Origin of the sequence: Salinicoccus sp. RF5 (assembly GCF_020786625.1) — a bacterium.
In the GTDB taxonomy this organism is placed as follows: Bacteria; Bacillota; Bacilli; order Staphylococcales; family Salinicoccaceae; genus Salinicoccus.
Genome location: NZ_JAJGRC010000002.1, coordinates 371,637 through 394,444, shown reverse-complemented (window position 1 = coordinate 394,444; position 22,808 = coordinate 371,637). Strand labels below are relative to the sequence as shown.

At 51.0% G+C, this 22,808-nt stretch carries 22 protein-coding genes; 14 read left to right on the top strand and 8 right to left on the bottom strand.

Annotated elements, in window-relative coordinates; all coding sequences use genetic code 11:
- Window positions 1–6: 6 nt before the first annotated feature.
- From LLU09_RS08805 to LLU09_RS08795, 3 genes are read right to left on the bottom strand one after another with little or no spacing between them, the layout of a single operon-like run.
- Window positions 7–930: an AEC family transporter gene (locus tag LLU09_RS08805; RefSeq protein ID WP_228311415.1), complete on the bottom strand. Its 924-nt coding sequence runs from the start codon at window positions 928–930 to the stop codon at window positions 7–9.
- A gap of 15 nt (window positions 931–945) precedes the next feature.
- Entirely contained in the window at window positions 946–1,233 is a 288-nt protein-coding gene (locus LLU09_RS08800) for an AzlD domain-containing protein (RefSeq protein ID WP_228311414.1), read from the bottom strand.
- Entirely contained in the window at window positions 1,230–1,916 is a 687-nt protein-coding gene (locus tag LLU09_RS08795; protein ID WP_094906352.1) for an AzlC family ABC transporter permease, read from the bottom strand. Before LLU09_RS08795 ends, LLU09_RS08800 begins: the two co-directional genes overlap by 4 nt.
- 98 nt (window positions 1,917–2,014) lie before the next feature.
- Here LLU09_RS08795 and LLU09_RS08790 point away from each other — a divergent pair, with 98 nt between their 5' ends.
- The gene (locus LLU09_RS08790; RefSeq protein ID WP_228311413.1) at window positions 2,015–2,857 is read left to right on the top strand and encodes an HAD-IIB family hydrolase; all 843 of its coding nucleotides are present in this window, start codon (window positions 2,015–2,017) and stop codon (window positions 2,855–2,857) included.
- Between the two features lie 8 nt (window positions 2,858–2,865).
- On the opposite strand, the gene LLU09_RS08785 is transcribed toward LLU09_RS08790, so the two are convergent.
- On the bottom strand, window positions 2,866–3,468 hold the full coding sequence (locus LLU09_RS08785; RefSeq protein WP_228311412.1) for an alpha/beta hydrolase: 603 nt from the start codon (window positions 3,466–3,468) through the stop codon (window positions 2,866–2,868).
- Window positions 3,469–3,546: 78 nt separating this feature from the next.
- On the opposite strand from LLU09_RS08785, the gene LLU09_RS08780 reads away from it, so the two are divergent.
- The 4 genes from LLU09_RS08780 (at window position 3,547) to LLU09_RS08765 (ending at window position 7,071) form a co-directional block, all read left to right on the top strand.
- On the top strand, window positions 3,547–4,473 hold the full coding sequence (locus LLU09_RS08780; RefSeq protein ID WP_228311411.1) for a VOC family protein: 927 nt from the start codon (window positions 3,547–3,549) through the stop codon (window positions 4,471–4,473).
- Window positions 4,474–4,522: 49 nt separating this feature from the next.
- Window positions 4,523–5,104 (top strand): protein-L-isoaspartate(D-aspartate) O-methyltransferase, encoded by a 582-nt coding sequence (locus LLU09_RS08775; RefSeq protein WP_094906350.1) that lies wholly within the window; start codon window positions 4,523–4,525, stop codon window positions 5,102–5,104.
- A 66-nt stretch (window positions 5,105–5,170) separates the two neighbouring features.
- Window positions 5,171–5,827 carry a carboxymuconolactone decarboxylase family protein gene (locus LLU09_RS08770; RefSeq protein ID WP_228311410.1) on the top strand — a complete coding sequence of 219 codons (657 nt, stop codon included), beginning with the start codon at window positions 5,171–5,173 and terminating at the stop codon, window positions 5,825–5,827.
- Between the two features lie 155 nt (window positions 5,828–5,982).
- Window positions 5,983–7,071: an NAD(P)-dependent alcohol dehydrogenase gene (locus LLU09_RS08765; RefSeq protein ID WP_228311409.1), complete on the top strand. Its 1,089-nt coding sequence runs from the start codon at window positions 5,983–5,985 to the stop codon at window positions 7,069–7,071.
- A 44-nt stretch (window positions 7,072–7,115) separates the two neighbouring features.
- On the opposite strand, the gene LLU09_RS08760 is transcribed toward LLU09_RS08765, so the two are convergent.
- The 3 genes from LLU09_RS08760 to LLU09_RS08750 form a co-directional block, all read right to left on the bottom strand.
- A complete protein-coding gene (locus tag LLU09_RS08760) occupies window positions 7,116–7,895 on the bottom strand; it encodes a hypothetical protein (RefSeq protein WP_228311408.1) in 780 nt (259 codons plus the stop codon).
- A 72-nt stretch (window positions 7,896–7,967) separates the two neighbouring features.
- Window positions 7,968–8,885: an EamA family transporter RarD gene (rarD, locus tag LLU09_RS08755; RefSeq protein ID WP_228311407.1), complete on the bottom strand. Its 918-nt coding sequence runs from the start codon at window positions 8,883–8,885 to the stop codon at window positions 7,968–7,970.
- A gap of 106 nt (window positions 8,886–8,991) precedes the next feature.
- Entirely contained in the window at window positions 8,992–9,909 is a 918-nt protein-coding gene (locus tag LLU09_RS08750) for a hypothetical protein (RefSeq protein ID WP_228311406.1), read from the bottom strand.
- A gap of 169 nt (window positions 9,910–10,078) precedes the next feature.
- Here LLU09_RS08750 and LLU09_RS08745 point away from each other — a divergent pair, with 169 nt between their 5' ends.
- The 9 genes from LLU09_RS08745 to LLU09_RS08705 all read left to right on the top strand — a co-directional run bounded on the left by LLU09_RS08745 (window position 10,079) and on the right by LLU09_RS08705 (window position 21,731).
- Window positions 10,079–11,860 (top strand): PTS mannitol transporter subunit IIBC, encoded by a 1,782-nt coding sequence (locus LLU09_RS08745; RefSeq protein WP_228311405.1) that lies wholly within the window; start codon window positions 10,079–10,081, stop codon window positions 11,858–11,860.
- A gap of 24 nt (window positions 11,861–11,884) precedes the next feature.
- Window positions 11,885–13,882 carry a BglG family transcription antiterminator gene (locus tag LLU09_RS08740; protein WP_228311404.1) on the top strand — a complete coding sequence of 666 codons (1,998 nt, stop codon included), beginning with the start codon at window positions 11,885–11,887 and terminating at the stop codon, window positions 13,880–13,882.
- A gap of 16 nt (window positions 13,883–13,898) precedes the next feature.
- Entirely contained in the window at window positions 13,899–14,324 is a 426-nt protein-coding gene (locus LLU09_RS08735; protein ID WP_228311403.1) for a PTS mannitol transporter subunit IIA, read from the top strand.
- Window position 14,325: 1 nt separating this feature from the next.
- Complete coding sequence (locus LLU09_RS08730; RefSeq protein WP_228311402.1) at window positions 14,326–15,432, top strand: mannitol-1-phosphate 5-dehydrogenase; 1,107 nt, start codon at window positions 14,326–14,328, stop codon at window positions 15,430–15,432.
- A gap of 155 nt (window positions 15,433–15,587) precedes the next feature.
- A complete protein-coding gene (locus LLU09_RS08725; RefSeq protein ID WP_228311401.1) occupies window positions 15,588–17,582 on the top strand; it encodes a catalase in 1,995 nt (664 codons plus the stop codon).
- Between the two features lie 141 nt (window positions 17,583–17,723).
- Window positions 17,724–18,218 carry a MarR family winged helix-turn-helix transcriptional regulator gene (locus tag LLU09_RS08720; protein WP_228311400.1) on the top strand — a complete coding sequence of 165 codons (495 nt, stop codon included), beginning with the start codon at window positions 17,724–17,726 and terminating at the stop codon, window positions 18,216–18,218.
- Window positions 18,202–20,844 carry an MMPL family transporter gene (locus LLU09_RS08715; RefSeq protein ID WP_228311399.1) on the top strand — a complete coding sequence of 881 codons (2,643 nt, stop codon included), beginning with the start codon at window positions 18,202–18,204 and terminating at the stop codon, window positions 20,842–20,844. The genes LLU09_RS08720 and LLU09_RS08715 overlap by 17 nt, the downstream gene beginning before the upstream one ends.
- Before the next feature lie 42 nt (window positions 20,845–20,886).
- Window positions 20,887–21,135 (top strand): DUF5683 domain-containing protein, encoded by a 249-nt coding sequence (locus LLU09_RS08710; RefSeq protein WP_040106005.1) that lies wholly within the window; start codon window positions 20,887–20,889, stop codon window positions 21,133–21,135.
- An 80-nt stretch (window positions 21,136–21,215) separates the two neighbouring features.
- Window positions 21,216–21,731 (top strand): hypothetical protein, encoded by a 516-nt coding sequence (locus LLU09_RS08705; RefSeq protein WP_124010723.1) that lies wholly within the window; start codon window positions 21,216–21,218, stop codon window positions 21,729–21,731.
- 50 nt (window positions 21,732–21,781) lie between these two features.
- On the opposite strand, the gene LLU09_RS08700 is transcribed toward LLU09_RS08705, so the two are convergent.
- Entirely contained in the window at window positions 21,782–22,780 is a 999-nt protein-coding gene (locus LLU09_RS08700; protein WP_228311486.1) for a PQQ-dependent sugar dehydrogenase, read from the bottom strand.
- Window positions 22,781–22,808: the final 28 nt, after the last annotated feature.

The following is a 22,808-nucleotide window of genomic DNA, read 5'->3' as shown; positions in this document are numbered from 1 at the left end:
AAATAATCAGAATATGGCCAGGGCGATGTAGATGACGCTCGAGACCGTCAATGCACTCAGCAGCGTACTCATCATCACAATCTCCGCTGCGTACTCCGGATCATCGCTGTACTCCTGGGCGATGATTGCACTGTTGACGGCTGCAGGCATGGCTGTTGTAATCAGTATGGCCTGCGCCACGACCCCTTCAACATTGAAGAGCAGCAGCAGTCCAATTGCCAGTACCGGGCCGATGAGGAGCCGGCTCAACGCACCTGTCAGGGCACTCCATCTGAGCCGCCTGAACTTGATGCCGGCAATCTGCGCTCCCAGTATGAAGACCACGAGTCCGATCATTGCGCTTCTCATATAGTCTAGAGATGTTTCGACCGGTTCCGGAACCGGGATATTGAAATAGTTGAACGCGAGTCCCAGGACAAGCCCATAGAATATGGGCATCTTGAAATAACCGAGCAGTGCCTTCGTCCTGCCGACATTCTTTGCACTCAATGAAAATATGCCGTAGGAGAACGCAAACATGTTCTGGAATACCACAATCATCACCTGGATGCTCATCGCATAGGGATCACTCCTGAAAACGAGGTCATTCACCGGCACCCCATAGTTGCCGGCATTATAGAACAGGTTGGAGTTTGTAAAAAGCACAGTCCTGTCCCGGCTCAAGCCGAGCAGCCGCGCGATCAACTTGACGATGATGAAAGAAGCGGCAGCATAGATGATCAGAAAGAGCATCACGTTGATGAGCAGCGCAAAATCAATTGAGGATTCATACAGGCTCATGAAGATGAAGGCCGGCATCACATAATGGATGCTCAGTTTCGCCAGCGTCGACCGGTCGAGATCGAATTTGAGCTGGATGACGTACCCCGTCGCCACAATCAGTCCGATCGGCAGTATGATATTTATGAAGATAAAGATGAATTCATTCATTTCTACGGCATCCTTCTATAACATGATGATGTAAACGAAAACGATGCTTCCCAGCACAATGAAGAAGAGCGGCACCCGGAGCACCGCAAGCATGACTGCGAATATGCCGCCGAGCAGCCCATGGACCGGCCGCTCCACAGCAGTGAGGATTCCGGGAAAAATCAGTACCCCGAGGGCGGCATAGGGTATATAATTCAAGTATGTAACAATCCACTCCGGCAGGGAGAACTTGTCTATGATAAATGCCGGCAGTATACGTGTTATGATGGTGGCAGCAAAAAGGGCGGCGATGAGCAGAATCAATTGAATACCTCCAGTCTTTCCAGGATGACGCCCATCAATGCAGCAAGCAGGATGGCAGCGACGATGGCAACCCCTGCAGGCACAGACGGGATGATGCTCATGACATAATGCATCACCATGCCGAGAACCGCAACGATGCCATACTTGTAATGGACTCTCACCGCAGGTATGAGCAGTGCGATGAACAGTGCATAGAGGGCGATGCCGCTTGCCAGGATCAGTCCTTCGCTCATCCATTCACCGGCCAGATAGCCGACTGCGGAAAAGGCGACCCAAAAGGCATAGGCGATGAAGAATGTGGCGAAATAGTTCATGAACGTATGCTGGTCTTCATCATTGTTGGCGGTGACTGCAAATGATTCATCCGTCACATACGATGACAGTATCAGACGTTTAGGAAACGACTCGTGCTTCAGGTCGTAATTGACCTTGAATGCCATGACGAAATGCCTTGAATTGAGTATGAACACCGCAATGACGATGGCTGCCGCCCCACTTGAAGTGAGCATCTGGAGGGCCAGGAACTGGCTGGCGCCTCCGTATACCATGAAGCTCATCAATACCGTTTCAAAAAATGAAAGGAGTGGTTTTGCGGTGATTCCGAATGCGACCGCCACGGGAAGATACCCCATGCCGATCGTCAATCCATCCATGATGGACCGCTTGAGGGCTGTTTGTGTCATAATATCACCACATTTATAATAATAAAATAATATGAATATTTTAACACAATTGGAAGCCGATGATCAGATCAATTAAAAAATAATGGAGTTGAATGAAGATGAAAGCATTAGCGCTCGATATGGATGGCACGATACTGGACCACAGCGGCCAGTTTTCCCTCAATCTTGTGGATACACTGGCCGAACTCAAAAAAAAGGGGATGCATATCTTTTTTGCGACGGGGAGGACCAGTCATGAAATCATCAGCATCACCCCCGAGCACTGCCCACTCGACGGCTATGTTGCTGCGAGCGGCATGGGCATCTATGTCGGCGGCGAACTTGTGGATGCCGCTTCCTTCAAACCGGATTTCGTCGCCCAGATGATCGAAGCCGCACGCGAGCGGGAAGTCTATTATGAGGTCCATACGCTGGAAAATTCGAGCAGGACCCTCCTCCAGGATCAGGAATATTCATTTGCCGACATCAGCCGGGATCAGCCTGAAACGATGAAGGACTTCGAATACCGGTTCGCCCAGGATACGATGAGCAGCGAGACCCAGTGGGTCGAGGAGCTTCCGTTCGACCATGTCGTCAAGCTGTTCTTCTTCAGTACCGACCTCGGGAAGATAAAGGATTGGTACGACTACCTGAAGGACAGGCAGGATGAATCCGACTATGCGCTGTACACGACAAGCATCCACAACGCAGAAGTGATGCTCAAGGGCCGCGACAAGGCGACTGGAACGGCCACGCTGCTCGAGCACTTCAACATCAGCTTCCAGGATGTCCACGTGATCGGCGATTCGATGAACGACCTGCCCCTATTCGAGAAGGCCGGACGCAGGACCGCCATGAAAAATGCTACAGATGCCGTCAAGGCCGCGGCTGATGACATCACCGAATTCACATGTGATGAAGATGGTCTGAAACGCTACCTGGAAGAAACATACTTGAAGTGAGGCAATCCTCACTTCACCCGCAGATACCAGAGGTGCCCCTCCATGAGTTCTTCTGAAACGATCTCATGTCCACCATCCGTCAGTTTCACATCAACCGTGGCGCCTTTCAGTTCCAGCTTCTGCTTCAGCTGATAGGCTTCCCCTGCTGTAGCGACCATATCCCGCGCGCCCGCCGTCATGAGCACCTTCTTTCCGAGGAGTTCGACATCCCCGACCTGCCCGCTTTTGTATGCCCCATGCATCAGCATTGCTCCGGCAACCGGAATGTCGTGGTTGAGCAGCATATGGGCTGCCATGTTTGCACCGTTCGAGTAGCCGATGTAGGCGGCCTTAGAGAGGTCCAAGCCATACTCTGCAGCAAGGTCCCGCAGCAGTTCAGCGACCTTTTCCCCTTCGGTCCTGAGACTTTCCTCATCATGCCCCTTGCCGTCCCTCTTGAAGAAGCGTACCTGGCCGCTGTCTTCGACATCCCCACGCAATGCGAGGATGTTCGCCGAGCTGTCGACCATTGCAGCCACTTCCAGCAGGTCCGTTTCCCTGCCCCCGCTGCCATGGAAAAGTATCAAAGTATTCTCTTTGTTGTTCTTCGCTTTTATAAATAGATGTTCCACTGTAATATCCTCCTTTGTTAGAGTTTACCCTATTACTATTATATAATAATAACAAATGATTCAGAAGGAGCGATACTTATGACAGTACTAGGCATCCACCATGTTTCCTCCATCACGAAGGAAATCCTTGACAACCATGACTTCTATACCAATATCCTCGGTCTGCGCCTCGTCAAAAAGACGGTCAACCAGGATGATACCAGCATGTATCACCTGTTCTATGCAGATTATGAGGGGACGCCCGGTTCCGACATCACATTCTTCAATATCATCAACGCCCCAAAATTCCAGGCCGGCACCAACAGCATTTCGAGAACCTATTTCCGGGTGCCCTCAAAGGAATCACTGGAATTCTTCAAGGGACGCTTCGAAACGCATGGCGTTTATCATGAAGGCATCATCGAGCAGTTCGGAAAGACCATCATGAAATTCGAGGATCATGAGAAGCAGCGCCTCGCGCTCATTGTCGATCAGAGCAGCGGTCACCCCACCCCAAACATGCACCCCGACATCCCACAGGCGCATGCAATCACTTCCATCGGAGCAGTAGAGTTGACTGTCCAGTACATCAAGCCGATGGTCCAGTTTCTGGAGCTTCTCGGTGGAGAGGTGCAGGGGGAGTTCACCGAAGATTCGACGGAAGCTGAAATCAATGTCGGTGAAGACAGCGTCTATGTCATCGAGCAGCGCTCCACCCAGCTTGAAAAGGAGGGCTATGGCAGTGTGCACCACTTCTCCCTGCGCGTCGAGGATGAAGCGGAGCTGCTGGAGATCGAGGAGCGTGTGGACAAGGAAAACTGGAAGAACTCCGGTCTCATAGACCGCTATTATTTCAAGGCCCTCTACATCACCACCGTCGGCGGCATTACAGTGGAAGTTTCGACAGATGGTCCTGGATTCGCGATCGATGAACCCGTCGAATCGCTTGGAGAGGATCTTTCGCTGCCTCCTGAACTGGAAGAGAACCGCGATCTCATTGAAGCTTATCTGACTCCACTCAGGTGATTCATACACAGGTCGCAAGGACATCCATCCTAAAAGGAAGGTGAATGCCATGAAGTATACCGAAGAAGAGATTACTGCATTTTTCCACGCACTCGACCGGAGCAGGTTCATGGAACAGTACAAGGAGGAGGCAGAAATGGATGTACCCTTCCCCATCGGCCATGGCCAGACGATATCCCAGCCCTCTCTTGTGCTCGAGATGACACTGCACCTCGACCTCCAATCGGACAGCAGGGTGCTCGAGGTCGGAACAGGATCCGGCTTCCAGACTGCCCTGCTGGCGAAGTTTGCAGAAGAAGTCTTTACCGTTGAGAGGATCGGTGCACTACATGAGCAGGCCAAGGACAGATTAAAAGCGGAAGGGTTCTCCAACATCCATTTCCACTACGGGGACGGCCATCTCGGATGGGAAGAACACGCTCCATATGACAGGATCATGGTGACGGCCGCCGCACGGGAAGTCCCCCCTGCCCTCATCCATCAGCTTGCCCCGATGGGAAAGATGGTGATTCCCATTGGTGACTCATCCAATCAGGAGCTCAGACTCATCGAAAAGGATGAGGCCGGCGTCATCCATACTTCCTTCATCGAACATGTCCGATTCGTCAGACTCAAAAAGGAAAAAGAATAATCCTCCCCTTGAGGTATGGATTACAATACTATATAGTTGATGTAATACCTACTAGGAGGATATGAAATGACTACTGATGTACTATACAAACAGTCCTACAAGAACCGCCTCGGTGAAATCAACAAGCTTGCCCCGGAAGCCGCGAAGGCATTCGGACAGTTCGACCAGAAAGCAATGGCGGAAGGCGTGCTCCCAGCAAAACTTAAGGAGCTCATCGCTGTAGCCGTAGCCCATGTGACCGGCTGCCCCTACTGCATCGATATCCACGTGAAGAACTTGAAGAAGCTCGAAGGCTCCAAAGAGGAGATGGCCGAATCCATCATGGTCGCCACCGCCCTCAAGGCAGGCTCGGCATACGCCCACAGCATCAATGCACTGGACGCCTATGATGAAGTCGACGGCGACAGCCTCTATGCCAAAGGGGGCCTTAAGAACCTCGCTCAGCTCAATAAGGTCACACCTGAAATCAATAAGGCATTCCAACAGTTCGATGCCGCTGCCATGCAGGAAGGTGCACTCACAACAAAAGAGAAGGAAATCATCGCTGTCGCCATCGCCCATGTGACCGGCTGCCCATACTGCATCGAGATCCATACGGGAAATGCCAAAAAGATGAACGTTACTAAAGAGGAGATTGCAGAATCCATCTTCGTCGCAACAACATTGAAGGCCGGTTCCGCGTATGCCCACGGCATCAATGCACTGAACGCCTATGATGCATAGATGAAAAATGCCACATCCATATCGTATGGGTGTGGCACTTTCATTCATGTCTCCCCAAAGGGAACCATCATCGCAGAACCTCCTTGGGCTTAACCCCATCCTCCAGAGGGTAGAGTAAGATAGTAGAAACATATTAATTCCAATGGGGTGAAATGATGAATATTAAAGCATATGTTGCTGAAGATGAGCAGGTTCAACTGAAGGATCTGCAATTGAAGGATGTAGGGCCGGACGAGCTGCTGGTACGTATTGTCGGAAGTGGACTCTGCCACACGGACCTTGGTGTGCTGCATCAGGATACGCCGACACCAACGCCGATTGTACTCGGCCATGAAGGGGCCGGGATCGTGGAGCAGACCGGTTCTGCAGTCACTGATTTTGAGGAAGGCGATCATGTGGTCGTCTCCTTCAACTATTGCGGTAAATGTGAGAATTGCCTGAACGGCGTACCGAGCGCATGCGAAAATTTCTTTGCTGCGAATTTTGGTGTCTCAATGGAGGAATCCGACTCAAAAATAGCTGATGGAGAGGAGAAGGTAGCACGCCTTTTCGGCCAATCCTCCCTTGCCACACACTGCATCTCCAATGTCAGGAATACCGTAAAGATTGAAGACAAGGATGTCGATCTCGCACTCCTAGGTCCCTTGGCGTGCGGCATCCAGACCGGTGCAGGCACGGTATTGAACAAACTGAAGCCGGGGATTGGCGATGCCATCGTCATATTCGGCTGCGGTTCTGTAGGGCTGAGTGCAGTCATGGGTGCGAAACTTGCCAACTGCAAGACGATCATTGCGGCTGATGTCCATGAAAATCGGCTGGAGATGGCCAAAGAGTTTGGTGCCACACATGTCATCAACAGCAAGGAAGAAGATCCTGTGGAATCGGTCAAATCCATCACCAATGGCGGTGCCCACTTCGCAATAGAAGCATCCGGCGTCTCTCCCGTCGTCCTTCAAGCAATCCGTTCCGTCCGGCCACTTGGCACCATCGCATTGGTCGGCGTGGCAGGAAATCTGGACTTCCACATCCATGATGAACTGATTCCAACGAACAAGACCATGGTCGGCGTCGTGGAAGGACAGGCCATACCAAAACTGTTCATACCTGAACTCATATCTCAATACAAGGCAGGAAAATTCCCGTTCGACAAGCTCATCAAAAAATATGATATGGATGAACTCGATAAAGCCATCGAAGATATGGAATCCGGTGAAACGCTCAAACCCGTCATCGAGTTTTCCTGATGGAAAACCCCCTCCGGGACCATGGTCCCGGAGGGGGTTTCTTCCTATTGCACCGCTTCCGGCAGTTCGATTTCCCCCACATCATTGAATGAAGTGAAATCGACATCGCCTGAAAGCTCGTATTCTCCTTCTGCATCTTCACCTTCCGCATCATACTCGATGGATCTGATGAGCTTGTCTTCCTTGCCGACGACAATTTCTACATCATTCTGTATGACGGAAGTATCAATGGCTCCAAACTCTACGGCGAAGAGCGATTCGAATGTTTTGAACACGTCATCATTCTCTCCTTCGAATGAATAGATGACTGCATCGTCCTCCTCGACTGCCTCCAGTTCGCCCTTGATCTCTGCAAATGAATGGACGGCATTCTCGTATGTCACATGATAGAGCTGATCTGCGCCGACGGAATCGGAAATGTCGACCCATTCCGTACCATTGTTGTAGTATGTTTCCCCGTCTTTTGAGATTGTGCGGTCCTCCCCCTCAGATTTCAGGTGGAGGGATGGCGGATCGCCATCCTTGAACCGTACGTCCGCTGCCAGCTTTTCCGGGGCACCCCCATCGACGACCGCTTCGAGATCAAGCACAGCCTGATAGCTGTCGATCTCCTCTGCTTTATCCACGACTTCGGAAAGCGATTCATCATCCGTCTCTATATCAGACAATGAACGCTCCGTAGCGCCCGTTTCCTGTGACTCCTGTGTCGCCTCTTCCGCTGTTTCATCTATATTATTCTGATTATCCTGCGCCTCCTCTTCCTGGCAGCCGGCAAGGATGGCTGTGGCGATGAGGGTTGCGAACAGATATCTTGAAACCTTCATAGTCCCTTACTCCTTAGAACACTGATTTTTCATAAATCATATCATGGATCATTTCAATTCACTAACAATATGCTAGTGGCTGACGCGCCGCCTCGGCTTCTTCACCGACTGCCTGCGCATTTCCTGGATACGGCTGAAGGTGTAGATGGCGAGGCCGCTCCATATCAGTATATAGGCAACCGTATGGATGTCCGTAAATGCCTCATCATACATGAAGACACCGAGCAGGAGCATGATCGTCGGCGCGAAGTACTGGAGAATGCCGATCAGGGACAGGCGGATGCGCTGGGCTCCAAGCGAGAACAGCAGAAGCGGAACCGCTGTAATCACCCCTGTACCCATCATGACCAGACTGTCTGCATTGATGCCGAAGTTGCCTCCGCCACTCCCCTCAAGGAACAGTATGTAGATAAGGGCAAATGGTGCGAGGACGAATGTCTCGACGGCAAGTGCGAATACCGCGTCCATATTGATGACCTTCTTGATCAGACCATAGATGCTGAACGACAGCGCCAAAGTCAGGGAAATCCATGGCGCAGAGCCGAGGCCCACCGCCAAGTATGTAACACCGAGGAAGACGATGATGATTGCCGTCCATTGTGACTTTGAAAACCGTTCCCCGAGGATGACGAAACCGATCAATATGCTGATCAATGGATTGATGTAGTAGCCGAGGCTGGCATCCAGAATATGTCCGTTATTCACAGCGACGATGTACAGCAGCCAGTTGGTGGTGATGACGGTCGAAGCGGCGAACAGTGCAATGACCTTCTTCTTGTCCCGGAAGATGAATTTCAAGTCCTTGTAGAACAGATGCATCCTGTTGGTGACGAGGATGAATACAATCATGAATACGAAGGCCCACAGCACCCTGTGCGCAATCAGTTCATAGGAAGAGATGTGCTCGACCTGCTTCCAGTAGATGGGCAGAAACCCCCATATCAGATATGCCCCAAGGGCAAAAATTATACCTTTGCTGTTCTCACTCACATTTTCACCTCATTTTAAGCATTACAGCAATTTTACTCCTATCAAATATTATTTCAAGACATAAAAATAAGATTGAAACGGATGTTTCAATCTTGAGTCGCACCACTTATCCCTGGACCTCCTGCCAATGTTTCTGGTCGAGTGTGCCACGCCCCTTGAAATAATAAGCTGTGATGCTGCCGACCATGAAATATATCGCAGCAGCATATGCAACGACTGCGATGAGGACCCCTGCCACCATCAGAATAGGAAAGGCGAGACCGTCCACAAAAATACCCAGCAATATCGCCGGCACGATGAATACCAGATGGACGGCGAGCGGCATCAGCAGGAGCAGGAAATTGCTGAAGATCAGCTTCCATATGCGCTCCCCACTATGGAACATGACATCCCATGCAATCCTGAATTTATCTGTGGTGGGAATGAATGGCTGGTCGATATAGACCATATAGGCAAGAATCACATAGATTGCGATCAGCATATAGGGGATGTATGAAAGCGTCGCCACCAGGAAATTGAGCAGAACGACTCCGATGATCACCCCGACCTGGCCGCCCGAGGGCGCGCTCCCCTGCGCCCATGTCTCCGCCAGCATGATCAATGGCATATTGACTGCCGTCAGGATGAACTGCATGATCAGGCCGAACGCAAAGGAGACCACGACATAGGCGACCAGTACAAGCAGCCCCAGCTTGATCACTTTGCTGTACCTGTCATTTTTGAACACTTTGAATGCTTCCCCAAATCCGAACTCACGCCCAAGATAGGTGCGGGCATAATAGTGCAGCACCCCTACGCCGAAGGGATAAAACAGGAAGATTCCTGCAAGCAGGAAAAGGAAGCCAACCGCAAAAACCCATAGAATGATGATGCCACTGTCGATGAATGAAACTGGCAGCAACATCGCCAGAATGAACAGAAGACCGGCTGCATACATCAGTACAATTGCGAGCACTGTCAGCCAGAATGTTTTCATATGAGAGCCTGCGCCATTCCTTTTATATGCTGCCTGATAATCGAACATGAAATGCCCTCCTTTTTCTTCCAGTATACCACCATGTAACCTGTCTTTTAATCCATAACATGTGTTTTGTCACACATTGCGTGACAAACCCGCTTTTTGTTTATATTGTAAGCGCTCACTTTTAGGATTATTATTAAATTACACTAAATATTTACAAGGGGTGACAGTTATGTCCGAAGAAAAGAAAGGATTCTCCCGTAAGGTCCAGGCATTCGGCTCGTTCCTGAGCAGCATGATCATGCCGAACATCGCCGCCTTCATTGCATGGGGTCTGATTACCGCACTGTTCATTGAAGCCGGTTGGTTGCCGAACGAAGACTTGGCCGGCATGGTCGGCCCGATGATCACGTACCTCCTGCCGCTGCTCATCGCCTATACCGGCGGTAAGCTTGTCCACGACGTCCGGGGCGGGGTCGTCGGTTCGACTGCAACGATGGGTATCATCACAGCCTTCCCCGACTCCCCGATGCTCCTCGGCGCCATGATCATGGGGCCGCTTGGCGGCTACCTGATCAAACAGGTCGACCGTGTACTCGTGCCACGCATCCGTCAAGGGCTTGAGATGCTCGTCAACAACTTTTCTGCCGGCATCCTGGCCTTCCTGCTCGCGCTGTTCGGCTTCTATGGCCTCGGCCCTGTCGTATCCTGGCTGACGAACATGCTCGGAAGGCTCGTCGACATCATCGTCGAAGCCGGTCTTCTGCCATTGGCGAGCATTTTCATCGAGCCGGCCAAAGTCGTGTTCCTGAACAATGCCATCAACCATGGTGTTCTGACACCGCTGGCCACAGAAGAGGTCCAGGAAGCGGGACGTTCCATCCTGTTCACGCTCGAATCCAACCCCGGTCCCGGTCTCGGAATCCTTGTCGCCTATATGGTCTTCGGCAAGGGGACTGCACGTGCCACTGCACCGGGTGCTGCCATCATCCAGTTCGTCGGTGGTATCCATGAGATCTACTTCCCGTACATCCTCATGAAACCGCTGCTCGTCGTCGCCGCAATACTCGGTGGCGCCACAGGCATCTTCACCTTCAGCCTGTTCGGTTTCGGACTGTCCGGCCCTCCGGCACCTGGCAGCATCATCGCCTACTTCGCCATGACGCCAAGGGGCGAACATCTGATCATGTTCCTCGGCGTATTCGCAGCCGCACTCGTATCCTTCATCGTAGCTTCACTCATTCTGAAATTCACACGCCAGCCCGACGATGACATTGTCGGGGCGACGGAGAAGATGGAAGCGACGAAAGGTCGCAAATCTTCCGTTGCAGGTTCCCTGACACAGGCTGAGGCTGCTGAGACGGAAACTGCAGAAGCTGCAGCGTTCGACTACAGCAAGGTTGATAAGATCGTCTTCGCCTGCGATGCCGGCATGGGTTCAAGTGCCATGGGCGCCGGCATGCTGAAGAATAAGTTCAAAAAAGAAGGACTCGACATCGAAGTCACGAATTCGGCCATCAACCAGCTGAAGGGTGATGAAGACATCATCATCACACAGAAGACGCTGACTGAAAGGGCCGAAAGCAAAGTGCCTACTGCCAAGCATATTTCAGTCGACAACTTCCTCAACAGTCCGAAATATGATGAACTGACGGAAGAACTGAAGCGGGAGCAGAAAGGCTCAACAACAGACGGCCAGGAAGCAGCGGACGCGCCATTCGACTACAGTCAAGTCGACAAAATCGTCTTCGCCTGCGATGCCGGCATGGGTTCAAGTGCCATGGGCGCGGGTATGTTGAAGAATAAGTTCAAAAAAGAAGGGCTCGACATCGATGTCACGAATTCGGCCATCAACCAGCTGAAGGGTGATGAAGACATCATCATCACACAGAAGACGCTGACTGAAAGGGCCGAAAGCAAAGTGCCTACTGCCAAGCATATTTCGGTCGACAACTTCCTCAACAGTCCGAAGTATGATGAACTGACGGAAGAACTCAAGAAACACCAGAAATAGAGATGAATACAAGGAGGTGCCATTATGATCAGTTCTCGGGAGAAAAAAATCATCAACGAGCTCATCTATCATAATGGCACCTTTCTGCTCATCAAGGAACTCGCAGACACCCTGGGGGTGTCCTCAAGGACCATCCACCGGGAACTGAAGAACATCACCGATACGCTTGGTCAGCTCGGCATAGAGCTGATCAGGGAGTACAGAAAAGGCGTAAAGCTAGAACTTGGCCCGGGTGACATCGATAAACTCACCACCTTCATCAATACACACGCGGGCAAGGATTTGAGCAACGAAGAGAAGAAGGTCGCACTCATCTATAATCTGATGCTGAATCCGGAAGGCCTCAAGAAGAGCGCCCTCGCCGTCGAACTCGGAGTCAGCGAGCACAAGGTCGATGAGCTGATCGAACAGATGGCTGCGCCCCTTGAGGCTTCGGGCCTTGAAATCAGAAAGACGCGCGCCATCGGTATACAGCTTGTCGGAGATGGACTGAATAAGCAGAATTTCCTGGCCGACATGATGGTCAATGAGCTCAACTCGAACAGCATCTACTCGGTCATCGAGAACAACTTCGTCTTCAGCTCCCTCGTAAACAGCAACATCATGGAACTGCTCGAGGCCGACACCATCTTCAAGGTTGAGCGCCTGCTCATGGACGAGCTGGAAGTGCTGCCCTATCAGCTGACTGAAAATGCATACTTGAATCTGACGCTGCATATCGTGCTCGCCATCGACCGTACTGAACATTCTCAAAGCATCTCCATCAAACAGTCCCTGAAAGATGAGCTGTGGAATACCCAGGAGTTCGAAGTATCACTTGCGCTTACGAAAAAGTTGGAAGAGGAATTTTCCATCACATTCCCGGAAGAGGAGGTCTATTTCATCTGCATGCATCTCCGGGGCAGCAGAAGAAAGTCCCGGGAAGCTGATGAGGATTATTCCATAGAGCTGCTGACCAGTGCATTCATAGATTCGGTGAGCCAGAGGATGAACTATCCCTTCTATGCCTACCCTGAGCTCAAGGAGGGACTGATACTGCACATCGAACCCACGCTCCACCGGATGGACTCCGGCATCATCACCGCCAATCCTTTGCTCGATTCGATAAAGGAAAGCTATCCCTCACTGTTTGAAATCGTCGGTGAATGTTTCCGCCAGCACTTTAAAGTGGAGAATCTCAATGAATCGGAGATCGGTTTCCTGACCATTCATTTCGGAGGCATCCTCCATGCCAATCCGAGGATTGAAGTGACGACGGTCTGCTCCAGCGGCATCGGTACAAGCCGGATTCTGGCGAACCAGCTGAAGAGCAGATTCAACAATATATTCATACGTCAGGAACTCTCGATATCGGAAATCGGGGATACGGATATCCATGAAGACGAACTGGTGCTGAGCACAGTGCCGCTCGACCTTGAAAACTATATACTCGTCAGTCCCCTGCTTGATGCCAATGACGAAAAGAAGATTTCAGAAGCGATTGCCCACATCGATGCCGCCCCGCTTCCAAAAACGGCGGGAACCATCACAATGGCAGAAGTCAATCCTGACCGCGTCATCCAGGTTTCGGAACTCTATCTCAACCGGACATTCATCGAGCAAAACCACCATACAGATGCCCTCTCCTCCGTGCGTGATGCCCTGTCTTCGGAAACGATCATTGAAGAGGAAGACATCCATCAGATCCTCCGACAGATGAAGGAACGGTTTGAAGCAACAGGCTTCACCATTGGAGAAGATGGATTCTCCTATCCCCATGTCAGATCTCCCCACGTCAGACACCACCAGATGGTTTTCATCCACAATCGCGGAGGTATAGAGGACAGGAACCACCTTGGAGACAAGGTGACCGTCAACCACCAGATCATATTACTTGTGCCTGAAGCTACACTCGCAGCCGAGACGATCAGCGAGCTGAGTGTACTGTTCGGCGAGCACCACATGAATATCCAGAAACTTTTCGAAGAGCCGCAAATAATGGACGAAGTAATCAAGAACCAGATACGGACAATCTTTAAATAGAAAGGAAATGATCATCATGTTGAAGAAGGAAAACATTCTAATGGACCAGACTGCAGGATCGAAGGAGGAAGCAATCGAAATGGCCGGCAGGCTGCTCGTGCAGCAGGGCGCCGTCGAGGAGGCCTACATCGATTCCATGCTGGAGCGGGAGAAGGTCGTCTCCACCTTCATGGGGAATGGCCTGGCGATTCCCCACGGCACAGACGAAGGAAAGACCTCCGTCATCGAGAGCGGCCTCTCCCTCGTACAGGTGCCGGGCGGTGTCGACTTTGACGGGAATGAAGCCAAAGTCGTACTCGGCATTGCCGGCAAGGACAACGAACATCTTGATATGCTCCAAAAAATAGCAGTGCTTTTCTCGGAAGAGGAAAACGCCAAGCAAGTCATCAATGCCGCTTCTGCCGATGAAATCATCGCACTCTTTGAAAATGAGGAGATATGATATGAAAGCCGTTCATTTTGGTGCCGGAAACATCGGCCGTGGGTTCATCGGCAAAGTACTGCATGATAATGGGTATGAAATCACATTCGCAGACGTCAATGAGGAGATCATAGATGCACTGAACAGGGATGGGAAATATACTGTGCATATCGCCGAAGAGAATGGTGGCGCCTATGAAATCAGCGGAGTGGCCGGCATCAACACCGCAAAGGATGCAGAGGAGCTGGCCCGGGCTATAGCGGAAGCGGACATCATTACGACAGCGGTCGGCGTCAACATCCTCCCGATCATTGCTAAAACCATCGCGCCCCACCTGGAAAAGCGCAGTGAAGGGAAAAGCCTCAACATCATCGCATGTGAAAATGCCGTCCTTGCCACAGATACTCTGAAAGACGCCATTGCTGCTGAAGTCGGTACCCACGCCTTCACGAACATCGGATTCCCGAACTCTGCAGTGGACCGCATCGTCCCGATGCAGAAGAATGAAAACATCCTTGATGTGAAAGTCGAACCCTTCTACGAATGGGTCATCGAAGCCGACAATTGGATGGGGGACGATAAACTCGATGGCGTGAACTATGTACCCGACCTCATGCCCTATATCGAAAGGAAGCTGTTCACCGTAAATACAGGACACGCCGCCATCGCCTATTACGGAAAGACGCTCGGTTACACGAGCGTTTCGGAAGCAATGCAGGATGACGAGGTCGTCGTCTTCCTGAGGAATGTGCTCAACGAGACGACCCTCTACCTTACAGAAAATTATGACTTTACGCAGGCGGAGCAGTCACAGTATATCGACAAGATCATCGGCAGATTCAAAAACCCATACCTCTCCGATGATCTCGACCGTGTCGGCCGGGGCGTGCTCAGGAAGCTTGGCCCGAACGACCGCATCATCAAACCGCTCGTGTACCTGCATGAAAACGGCCACGACCACGATGCATTGTCGGAACTGGTTGTGCATGCCCTGAAATTCGACAACGAGGATGACCCTGAACAGGTGGAGATGAACCAGGTCATCTCCGGGAAGGGCATGACGCATTTCCTTTCCGAACACAGCGGCCTGGAAAAAGAATTACTGGAAGAGATTGAAGCGAAAATCTGATATGGATGCCCCGGCTCAGTGAACCGGGGCATTTCCATGTCGAATACATACAATTCATATGGAAGAAACATTAAATTTTTCGACATTTGTGTTATTTGTGGAAGGAAGCCGGGTAAACTTCCTATAGAGCCTAAAATATTCAGGAGGGATTTTTAATGTCCAGGAAAAAAGATGAACTGAATCAAAGGGACACGATTGACAATACAAAAGAAGCGCCTTTGACCACGAACCAGGGGTTACCTGTGAGCGAAGATGAGTTTTCTCTCAAGGCCGGTGAACGCGGCCCCACACTGATGGAGGACTTCCATTTCCGTGAAAAGATGACCCACTTCGACCATGAGCGGATTCCCGAGCGTATCGTCCATGCACGTGGATTTGCGGTACATGGTGAGTTTGAGGTGTATGAATCATTGGAAAAATACACGCGGGCCAAGTTCCTCACCGAGCCCGGCAAGAAGACTCCTGTGTTCACCCGGTTCTCCACTGTGGCCGGTAACCGCGGTTCCATGGATATCCCGCGTGATGTACGTGGCTTCGCGACGAAATTCTATACTGAAGAAGGCAACTTCGACCTCGTGGCCAACAACATGCCGGTATTCTTCATGCAGGACGCAATCAAGTTCCCCGACTTCGTCCATGCCGTAAAGCCTGAACCACATAATGAAATCCCACAGGCGGCTTCCGCCCACAACACCTTCTGGGACTGGGTATCGGAGAATACCGAAAGTGCCCATATGGTCATGTGGCTGATGAGTGACCGCGCCATTCCAAGAAGCCTAGCCATGATGGAAGGTTTCGGTGTCCATACGTTCAGACTGGTCAATGCAGAAGGCAAGAGCCATTTCGTCAAATTCCACTGGAAGCCGAAATTCGGTACCCACCAGGTACTCTGGGATGAGGCCCAGATGATCAACGGCAAGAACATAGACTTCAACCGCATGGAACTGTGGCAGAATATCGAGAATGGCATTCCAGCAGAATTCGAGTTGGGGCTGCAGGTCATCCCTGAAGAAGACGAATTCGAAATGGAATTCGACATCTTGGACCCGACCAAGCTGTGGCCTGAAGAGGAAGTGCCTGTACAGATCGTCGGTAAGCTGACATTGAACCAGAACGTGGACAACTACTTCGCAGAGACTGAGCAGGTTGCGTTCCACCCTGGACACGTCGTTCCCGGCATCGACTTCACCAATGATCCGTTGCTCCAGGGCAGACTATTCTCCTATACGGATACCCAGCTGATCCGTCTCGGCGGTCCGAACTTCCATCAGATTCCAATCAACCGCCCAGTGTGTCCATTCGCCAACAACCAACGTGACGGCTACAACCAGATGTATATCCATAAAGGCAAAACATCCTACTCCAATAATACGATGAACAATAATCAGCCAGAACCTCTGGCTCCGGAAAATGGTGGATACGAACACTACAGCGAGAAGGTCGAAGGCAGGAAAGTCCGTGCCAGAAGCGACAGCTTCAAAGACCACTTCAGCCAGGCGAAACTCTTCCTGAATTCCATGTCTGAGACTGAAAGGCAGCATATATATGATGCCTTCAGCTTTGAATTGGGCAAATGCGATATGGCAATCCGGGAGAACGCCATATACAAACTGCTGAACAAGATCGACCGCGATATGACGGAGTATGTCGCTGATAAGGTTGGTGTGGAAGCACCGCCTGAAGTGGAGGAATCCACGTATACCAAACGCTCCCCTGCCCTCAGCATGGAGAACACCAATTTCTCCCTGGAAACCCGTACAGTTGGTGTCATGTTGACGCCGGATGTCGCTGAACAGACACTGAAAGAAACGAAGTCCAAGCTCGAAGGACAGGGTCTGCAGGTGACTTTCATATCCGATAAGATATATAAGATCGGCGATATCACTCTGGATGAGACATTTGATACCGTCCATTGTGTGCTCTTCGACTCAATGATCATATTGAAGGGTGAAGAACAGCCGCCTGCACCGGTCATCGAAAACCTGGAAATCGCATATAAGCATAAAAAGGCGATCGGATACGGCATTGATTCCGGCGACATATTCGATATGCTCTCCTTCACAAAGGACGACAAAGGTGTCGCAGACATTGAAAAGAACCTCGACGGCTTCCTCGAAGCGGTCAAAGGCCACAGGGTCTGGGACAGATAGCATCAAGTACTCCCCTCCTACTCAGGAGGGGTTTTTTGTTGCCATTTGTCCATGCTGCATCATTTACAAAACTGTCACAGGTTATCTTTTGACCCCACTCTTCCGGCGTGATAGAATATGGAATGTTTCAATTAGTTGAGCATGCTCAACAATCAGGCGGGGATCGATAATATGAAAAGGGAAAATGACATCGTACATAACTTGAGGGATATATATGGCTATGGCTATACGAAGGTCTTCAGTGACGTGACGGATTCCGTTGCGCGCATGCATATTTCGAAGACCCAGATGGACATCATCAAATACATCTACCTCAAAGGCCATGCAACACCCTCTGCGCTTGCCTCGGAGATGAATGTGCAGAGGAGTGCCGTCACCCATACAGTCAAAAAACTTGAACAGAAGAACCTGGTGACGGTCAAACAGAATGAACTTACGAATGATCGGCGCTCCAAACTGATCTATATGACCCGGGAGGCCGAGGAACTGCTCGAGGAGTTCATGGACAACATCCTTGAAAAGATCAGTGAAGATGTCGGGGAGCTGTCCCAGGAAGAAGCACGCACACTGCACGATGCCACACTTACAATATTGAAATACATACCTGGAGGTATAGACGATGAAACACATTCTTAAGTTCAAATGGCCGATTACAGCATTGATGCTGATCTTTGCCGTAACGACCTATATCCTTGCTCCAAACCTTACCCAGTTGGCTGCAGAGAAGGGGGACGTCCAGCTGTCCGATGATTCTCCAAGTGAACAGGCACGGCAGTTCCTTGAAGAATACGATCAGGACAAGGAAACAATGTCGCTTGTACTGGAGTTCGATGGCGAGGTCATGCCACATGAATCCGACATCGTTTCATACATCGATGAGATAGAATCGGTGGAAGGTGTCGAAAATGTCATCAACCCATTCGATTTTGAAGATGATGTGCAGGAAAACTTCATCAACGATGGGAATGGCGTAATCATGATTCCAATGGACTATGTCGGTCCGGTCAACGACATCGGTGGTGTCGCAGATTTCATCGAGGAGATGAATCCGACCGAAGCCGACACTTCCATGACTTCCAATGAACTGATCCAGAATACGGTGGAGCAGGATGCCATGGAAGGCATCCAGTCCACTGAAATGTTTACTGTGATCATCGTCGTAGCAGTACTGCTGCTCATGTTCCGCTCCATCGTCACACCTTTCATACCTGTAGCGGTAGTCGGTGTGGCCTATCTGATCGGGCAGTCGTTCGTTGCCTGGTTTGTGGAATGGTTCGGGTTTCCGATCTCGCCACAGACCCAGAGTTTCCTGATCGTCATCCTGTTCGGCATCGGGACCGACTACTGTATACTGCTGCTCAACCGCTTCAAGGAGGAGCTCGAGCATCACGACAAGTACGATGCCATCATCCGCACCTTCTCCACCGGCGGCAAGACGGTCTTCATCAGCGGCCTTTCCGGTGCGATCGTATTCGGTGTACTCTACTTTGCAAACTTCGAGATATACCGCTCGGCAGTCGGCGTGGCACTTGGTGTCGTCTTCCTGCTGCTGTCGCTCTTCACCCTGCTTCCCGCCCTCATGCACCTGCTCGGCAAGTACATATTCTGGCCGAACATCAAGAAGACGGAATTCAAGGAAAGCAGGCTATGGACGCCGCTCGGCATCTTCTCATTGAAATACCCGACACGCATCATCTTCTCCATCTTCGCCATCCTGATAGCAGTCGCGCTCTTCTATGATGACGAAGTGAACTTCGATTCCATCGAGGAACTGGACAATGATTACTCTGCAGTACATGCCACCAACGTCGTCAGTGAGAACTTCGATGAAGGCCAGCTCTTCCCTGTCCGGGTCATCGTCTCGAACGGTGATGATCTGCTGACCCAGGAAAGCCTCTCAAGACTTGATGCCGTGTCTTCCACAGTCTCAAGCCTCGAAGGTGTACAGGAAGTGCAGACCATCACACGCCCAGCAGGTGAAGAGATTGAAGATCTTGGTGTCCGCAATCAGCTTGAACAGGCCAATGAAGGCATTGCTGATATGCAGGACGGGCTGAGTGACATATCAGAAGGACTGACTGATGCGAGCGACAGCCTTGCCAATAATGACATGGGAGGGGGAGACCTTTCCGAACTCGAATCCGGCATCGATGAAATCAACGGCAATATCGGCCAGATCACCGAGTACATGACACAGACCGGAGATGTTGAAGGCGCTGCCCAGCAGCTGTCACAAGTTCAGGAAGGGTTGACCACCCTTTCCGGGGAAGTCGCAGCCGCCAATACACAGATGAATGAGCAGCAGACAGCCGCCAACGAGCAGCTGACGGAGCTCTCCAATGGATTGCGCGATTCCGCCGAAGGCATCGATGAGATTCAGGATGGACTCGAAGAAGTGTCCACCCTACTTGGTGAGATCAGCGAAAACGAAGCCGTCGACCAGACCGGCATACACGTGCCGCAGTCCTTCATAGACAACGATGACATCCAGGATGCTGCCGATCAGTATGCATTCGGCGATAATGAAGCATTGATCATGAACGTCATTCTGGCTGATGACCCATACAGCCATGAAGCCATGGCGACACTGAATGAGATTGAAGAGACGGTCGACGGGGAACTTCAGCGTCTCGACCGGGAATCCACAGAATCCTACTTCTCGGGTGTAACAAGCATGAACCGGGACCTGAACCAGATTTCCAATGATGACTACAATCGTGTCGTAACGATATTCATACTGACACTGTTCGTCATCCTTGCCATCATCTTCAGATCCCTGATCCTGCCGATTTCAATGATCAGTTCCATATTCATCACCTATTTCGCCTCCGTCACCATCACACAATGGCTGCTCGGCTTCTTCGGCTACGGTGAATTGAACTGGGCTGTGCCATTCTTCAGTCTGATCATATTCGCGGCACTCGGCATCGACTACTCCATATTCATCATAGACCGGTTCAGGGAGGAACTGACCGGACGCAGTATACGCGATGCCATTGAACAGTCCATCAGACGCATGGGTGGTGTCGTCATCACTGCAGTCATCATCCTGTCCGGTACGTTTGCCGCGCTGCTGCCATCCGGCATGATCATTCTGATCCAGGTCGCAAGCATCATCATCTTCGCCCTGCTATTCTATGCCTTCATCGTACTGCCTCTTCTCGTGCCGGCCTTCGTAATCACATTCGGCCGCGGCAACTGGTGGCCGTTCAGGATGCCGGGCGGCAGAGAACGTGAGCATAAGTTTAGGGACAAGGAATAACGGGTAAATAATAAAAGTTAAGAATAATTGAGGAGTGAATATATGCCGTCACAAAAAAGTTCAGGTGTTGCAGCAGTATTGAGCGCCCTGATCAACGGTCTCGGCCAGATCTATAATGGGCAGATCCTAAAAGGTGTCTTCATCATCCTGTTGCAGGTGATCAACGGAGCCCTGACTATAATCCTTATCGGCTACGTGTTCCTGCCAATCGTATGGCTGTATGCCGTCATTGATGCATACCGTAGTGCCGAAAAGATAAACGCCAGAAACTACCGGAGATATGGCAGATAAATAAAGCAGGCCCATGGCCTGCTTTTCTTTTATACCGATATCGGTATATGGTATAATTTCACTGAAGGATGTGATTACGTATGGAAATTTTCGGTCTTTTTGCAGGCCTCGCCATCATCGGCATATTGCTGGCAATCTTCTTTTTCCTGCTTGGCATCGTCAAGTGGCTGCTTCAGGGGTATTTCCTGTTCCGCGTCGCAGAGAAGAAGAATCTCGACATCCCATTACTGGGCTTCGTACCCTTCGGTACATTCTACCTTGGTGGACAGATGTATGATGGCCATATAACGGAGCGTGGCCAATTCAACCCCAAGACAATAGGTCTCGTGTTCGCCATCGTCGGCATCGTCATCTATATCATGGGGCTGTCCATCGGTGACATCGCAATCAGCTATGTACTGATGGAATCCATCGCCTTCCTGGGCCTCTTCAAGGCATATACGAAGAACCTCGGCGTCGCTGCACTGCTTGCCCTCTTGAACTTTGTGACTGCAGGCATCGCGGCCATCATCATCCTCTTCCTCTACAACCGTAAACTGGAAGAAGATGCATTTGGCATCGTCGACGAAACAGGCGAAGCGGATAAGAGCATTTAACCACAAAAAAGGGTCCTGACCATGGTCAGGACCTTTTTTCGTGGCTTCAGCTATTCCATTTTCAGCTCAAGCAGCCGGTCATCATCCTCTGATGGGTCCCCCCGCCCATCGGTGTTATTGGTGATGGTGTACAGCCGACCGTCTTCTACAATTACATCCCGCATCCGGCTGCCTTCATCATAGAAGGCGGAAGCGGAATTAGATGACAGGTCAAAGGCGATGACCTCACTGCCCCTAAGTGCTGCGATATAAAGCGTCTCACCGTCATAGGCAATGCCCGAGGGCGCCCATGTATCAGATCCTGTATGATACAACGGAGTCTCCATCCCCGCTTCTTCTTCATCGCCTTCAATCACCGGCCATCCATAATTGGCACCCGGCTTGATGACATTGATTTCATCATGTCCGCTTGGTCCATGTTCTGTAGCATAGAGGGTGCCGTTTTCATCCCATGCCAGCCCCTGCGGGTTACGATGGCCGTAGCTGAACACTTCATTATCAAAAGGATTGTCCTCCGGAATCGAACCATCTAGGGCAACCTTCAATATCTTCCCAGCCAGACTGTTTGTGTCCTGGCTGTACTCCCCATTACCGGCATCACCGGTAGTGATGTAGAGGTGACCATCCGGTCCGATATCCATTCTGCCGCCATTGTGGATAGTCCCTCCGGGGATATCTTCAACTATGACTTGGGATTCCGACCATGCAGAGCCCTCCCGCTTCATCTCGACGACCCGATTCTTCTCTCCACCATCCAAATATGTATGATAGAGGAAAGCGGCCTGGGGGTCGTTCGGGTGCACGATGAACCCGAGCAGGCCCCCTTCTCCTGAAGCGTTGGTTTCCCGGTCGAGTTCAAGGGACTGAGCAGTCACTTCACCATCACTCACCAGCTTCAGGCTACCTCCCCTTTCGGAAACATAGAATCCTTCTTCGGCCTTCTCGATCATCCACGGCGTCTCAAGGTTCTTTGCCAATGTTTCCCCTTCCCCCGTATCGGGACCATTACTCGACGCTTCATTGCTGCATGCTCCAAGGACGAGAATCATCAATAAAACAATCCCCCTCATCATGCCA

Excerpts from the sequence above, each read along its gene's own strand:
- LLU09_RS08710 (WP_040106005.1), top strand. The coding sequence starts at position 20,887 with ATGCCGTCACAAAAAAGTTCAGGTGTTGCAGCAGTATTGAGCGCCCTG.
- LLU09_RS08765 (WP_228311409.1), top strand. The coding sequence starts at position 5,983 with ATGAATATTAAAGCATATGTTGCTGAAGATGAGCAGGTTCAACTGAAG.
- LLU09_RS08760 (WP_228311408.1), bottom strand. The coding sequence starts at position 7,895 with ATGAAGGTTTCAAGATATCTGTTCGCAACCCTCATCGCCACAGCCATC.
- LLU09_RS08715 (WP_228311399.1), top strand. The coding sequence starts at position 18,202 with ATGAAACACATTCTTAAGTTCAAATGGCCGATTACAGCATTGATGCTG.
- LLU09_RS08795 (WP_094906352.1), bottom strand. The coding sequence starts at position 1,916 with ATGACACAAACAGCCCTCAAGCGGTCCATCATGGATGGATTGACGATC.
- LLU09_RS08740 (WP_228311404.1), top strand. The coding sequence starts at position 11,885 with ATGATCAGTTCTCGGGAGAAAAAAATCATCAACGAGCTCATCTATCAT.
- LLU09_RS08725 (WP_228311401.1), top strand. The coding sequence starts at position 15,588 with ATGTCCAGGAAAAAAGATGAACTGAATCAAAGGGACACGATTGACAAT.
- LLU09_RS08780 (WP_228311411.1), top strand. The coding sequence starts at position 3,547 with ATGACAGTACTAGGCATCCACCATGTTTCCTCCATCACGAAGGAAATC.
- LLU09_RS08730 (WP_228311402.1), top strand. The coding sequence starts at position 14,326 with ATGAAAGCCGTTCATTTTGGTGCCGGAAACATCGGCCGTGGGTTCATC.
- LLU09_RS08745 (WP_228311405.1), top strand. The coding sequence starts at position 10,079 with ATGTCCGAAGAAAAGAAAGGATTCTCCCGTAAGGTCCAGGCATTCGGC.
- LLU09_RS08750 (WP_228311406.1), bottom strand. The coding sequence starts at position 9,909 with ATGTTCGATTATCAGGCAGCATATAAAAGGAATGGCGCAGGCTCTCAT.
- LLU09_RS08735 (WP_228311403.1), top strand. The coding sequence starts at position 13,899 with ATGTTGAAGAAGGAAAACATTCTAATGGACCAGACTGCAGGATCGAAG.
- LLU09_RS08705 (WP_124010723.1), top strand. The coding sequence starts at position 21,216 with ATGGAAATTTTCGGTCTTTTTGCAGGCCTCGCCATCATCGGCATATTG.
- LLU09_RS08805 (WP_228311415.1), bottom strand. The coding sequence starts at position 930 with ATGAATGAATTCATCTTTATCTTCATAAATATCATACTGCCGATCGGA.
- LLU09_RS08790 (WP_228311413.1), top strand. The coding sequence starts at position 2,015 with ATGAAAGCATTAGCGCTCGATATGGATGGCACGATACTGGACCACAGC.
- LLU09_RS08700 (WP_228311486.1), bottom strand. The coding sequence starts at position 22,780 with ATGATTCTCGTCCTTGGAGCATGCAGCAATGAAGCGTCGAGTAATGGT.
- LLU09_RS08775 (WP_094906350.1), top strand. The coding sequence starts at position 4,523 with ATGAAGTATACCGAAGAAGAGATTACTGCATTTTTCCACGCACTCGAC.
- LLU09_RS08720 (WP_228311400.1), top strand. The coding sequence starts at position 17,724 with ATGCTCAACAATCAGGCGGGGATCGATAATATGAAAAGGGAAAATGAC.
- LLU09_RS08770 (WP_228311410.1), top strand. The coding sequence starts at position 5,171 with ATGACTACTGATGTACTATACAAACAGTCCTACAAGAACCGCCTCGGT.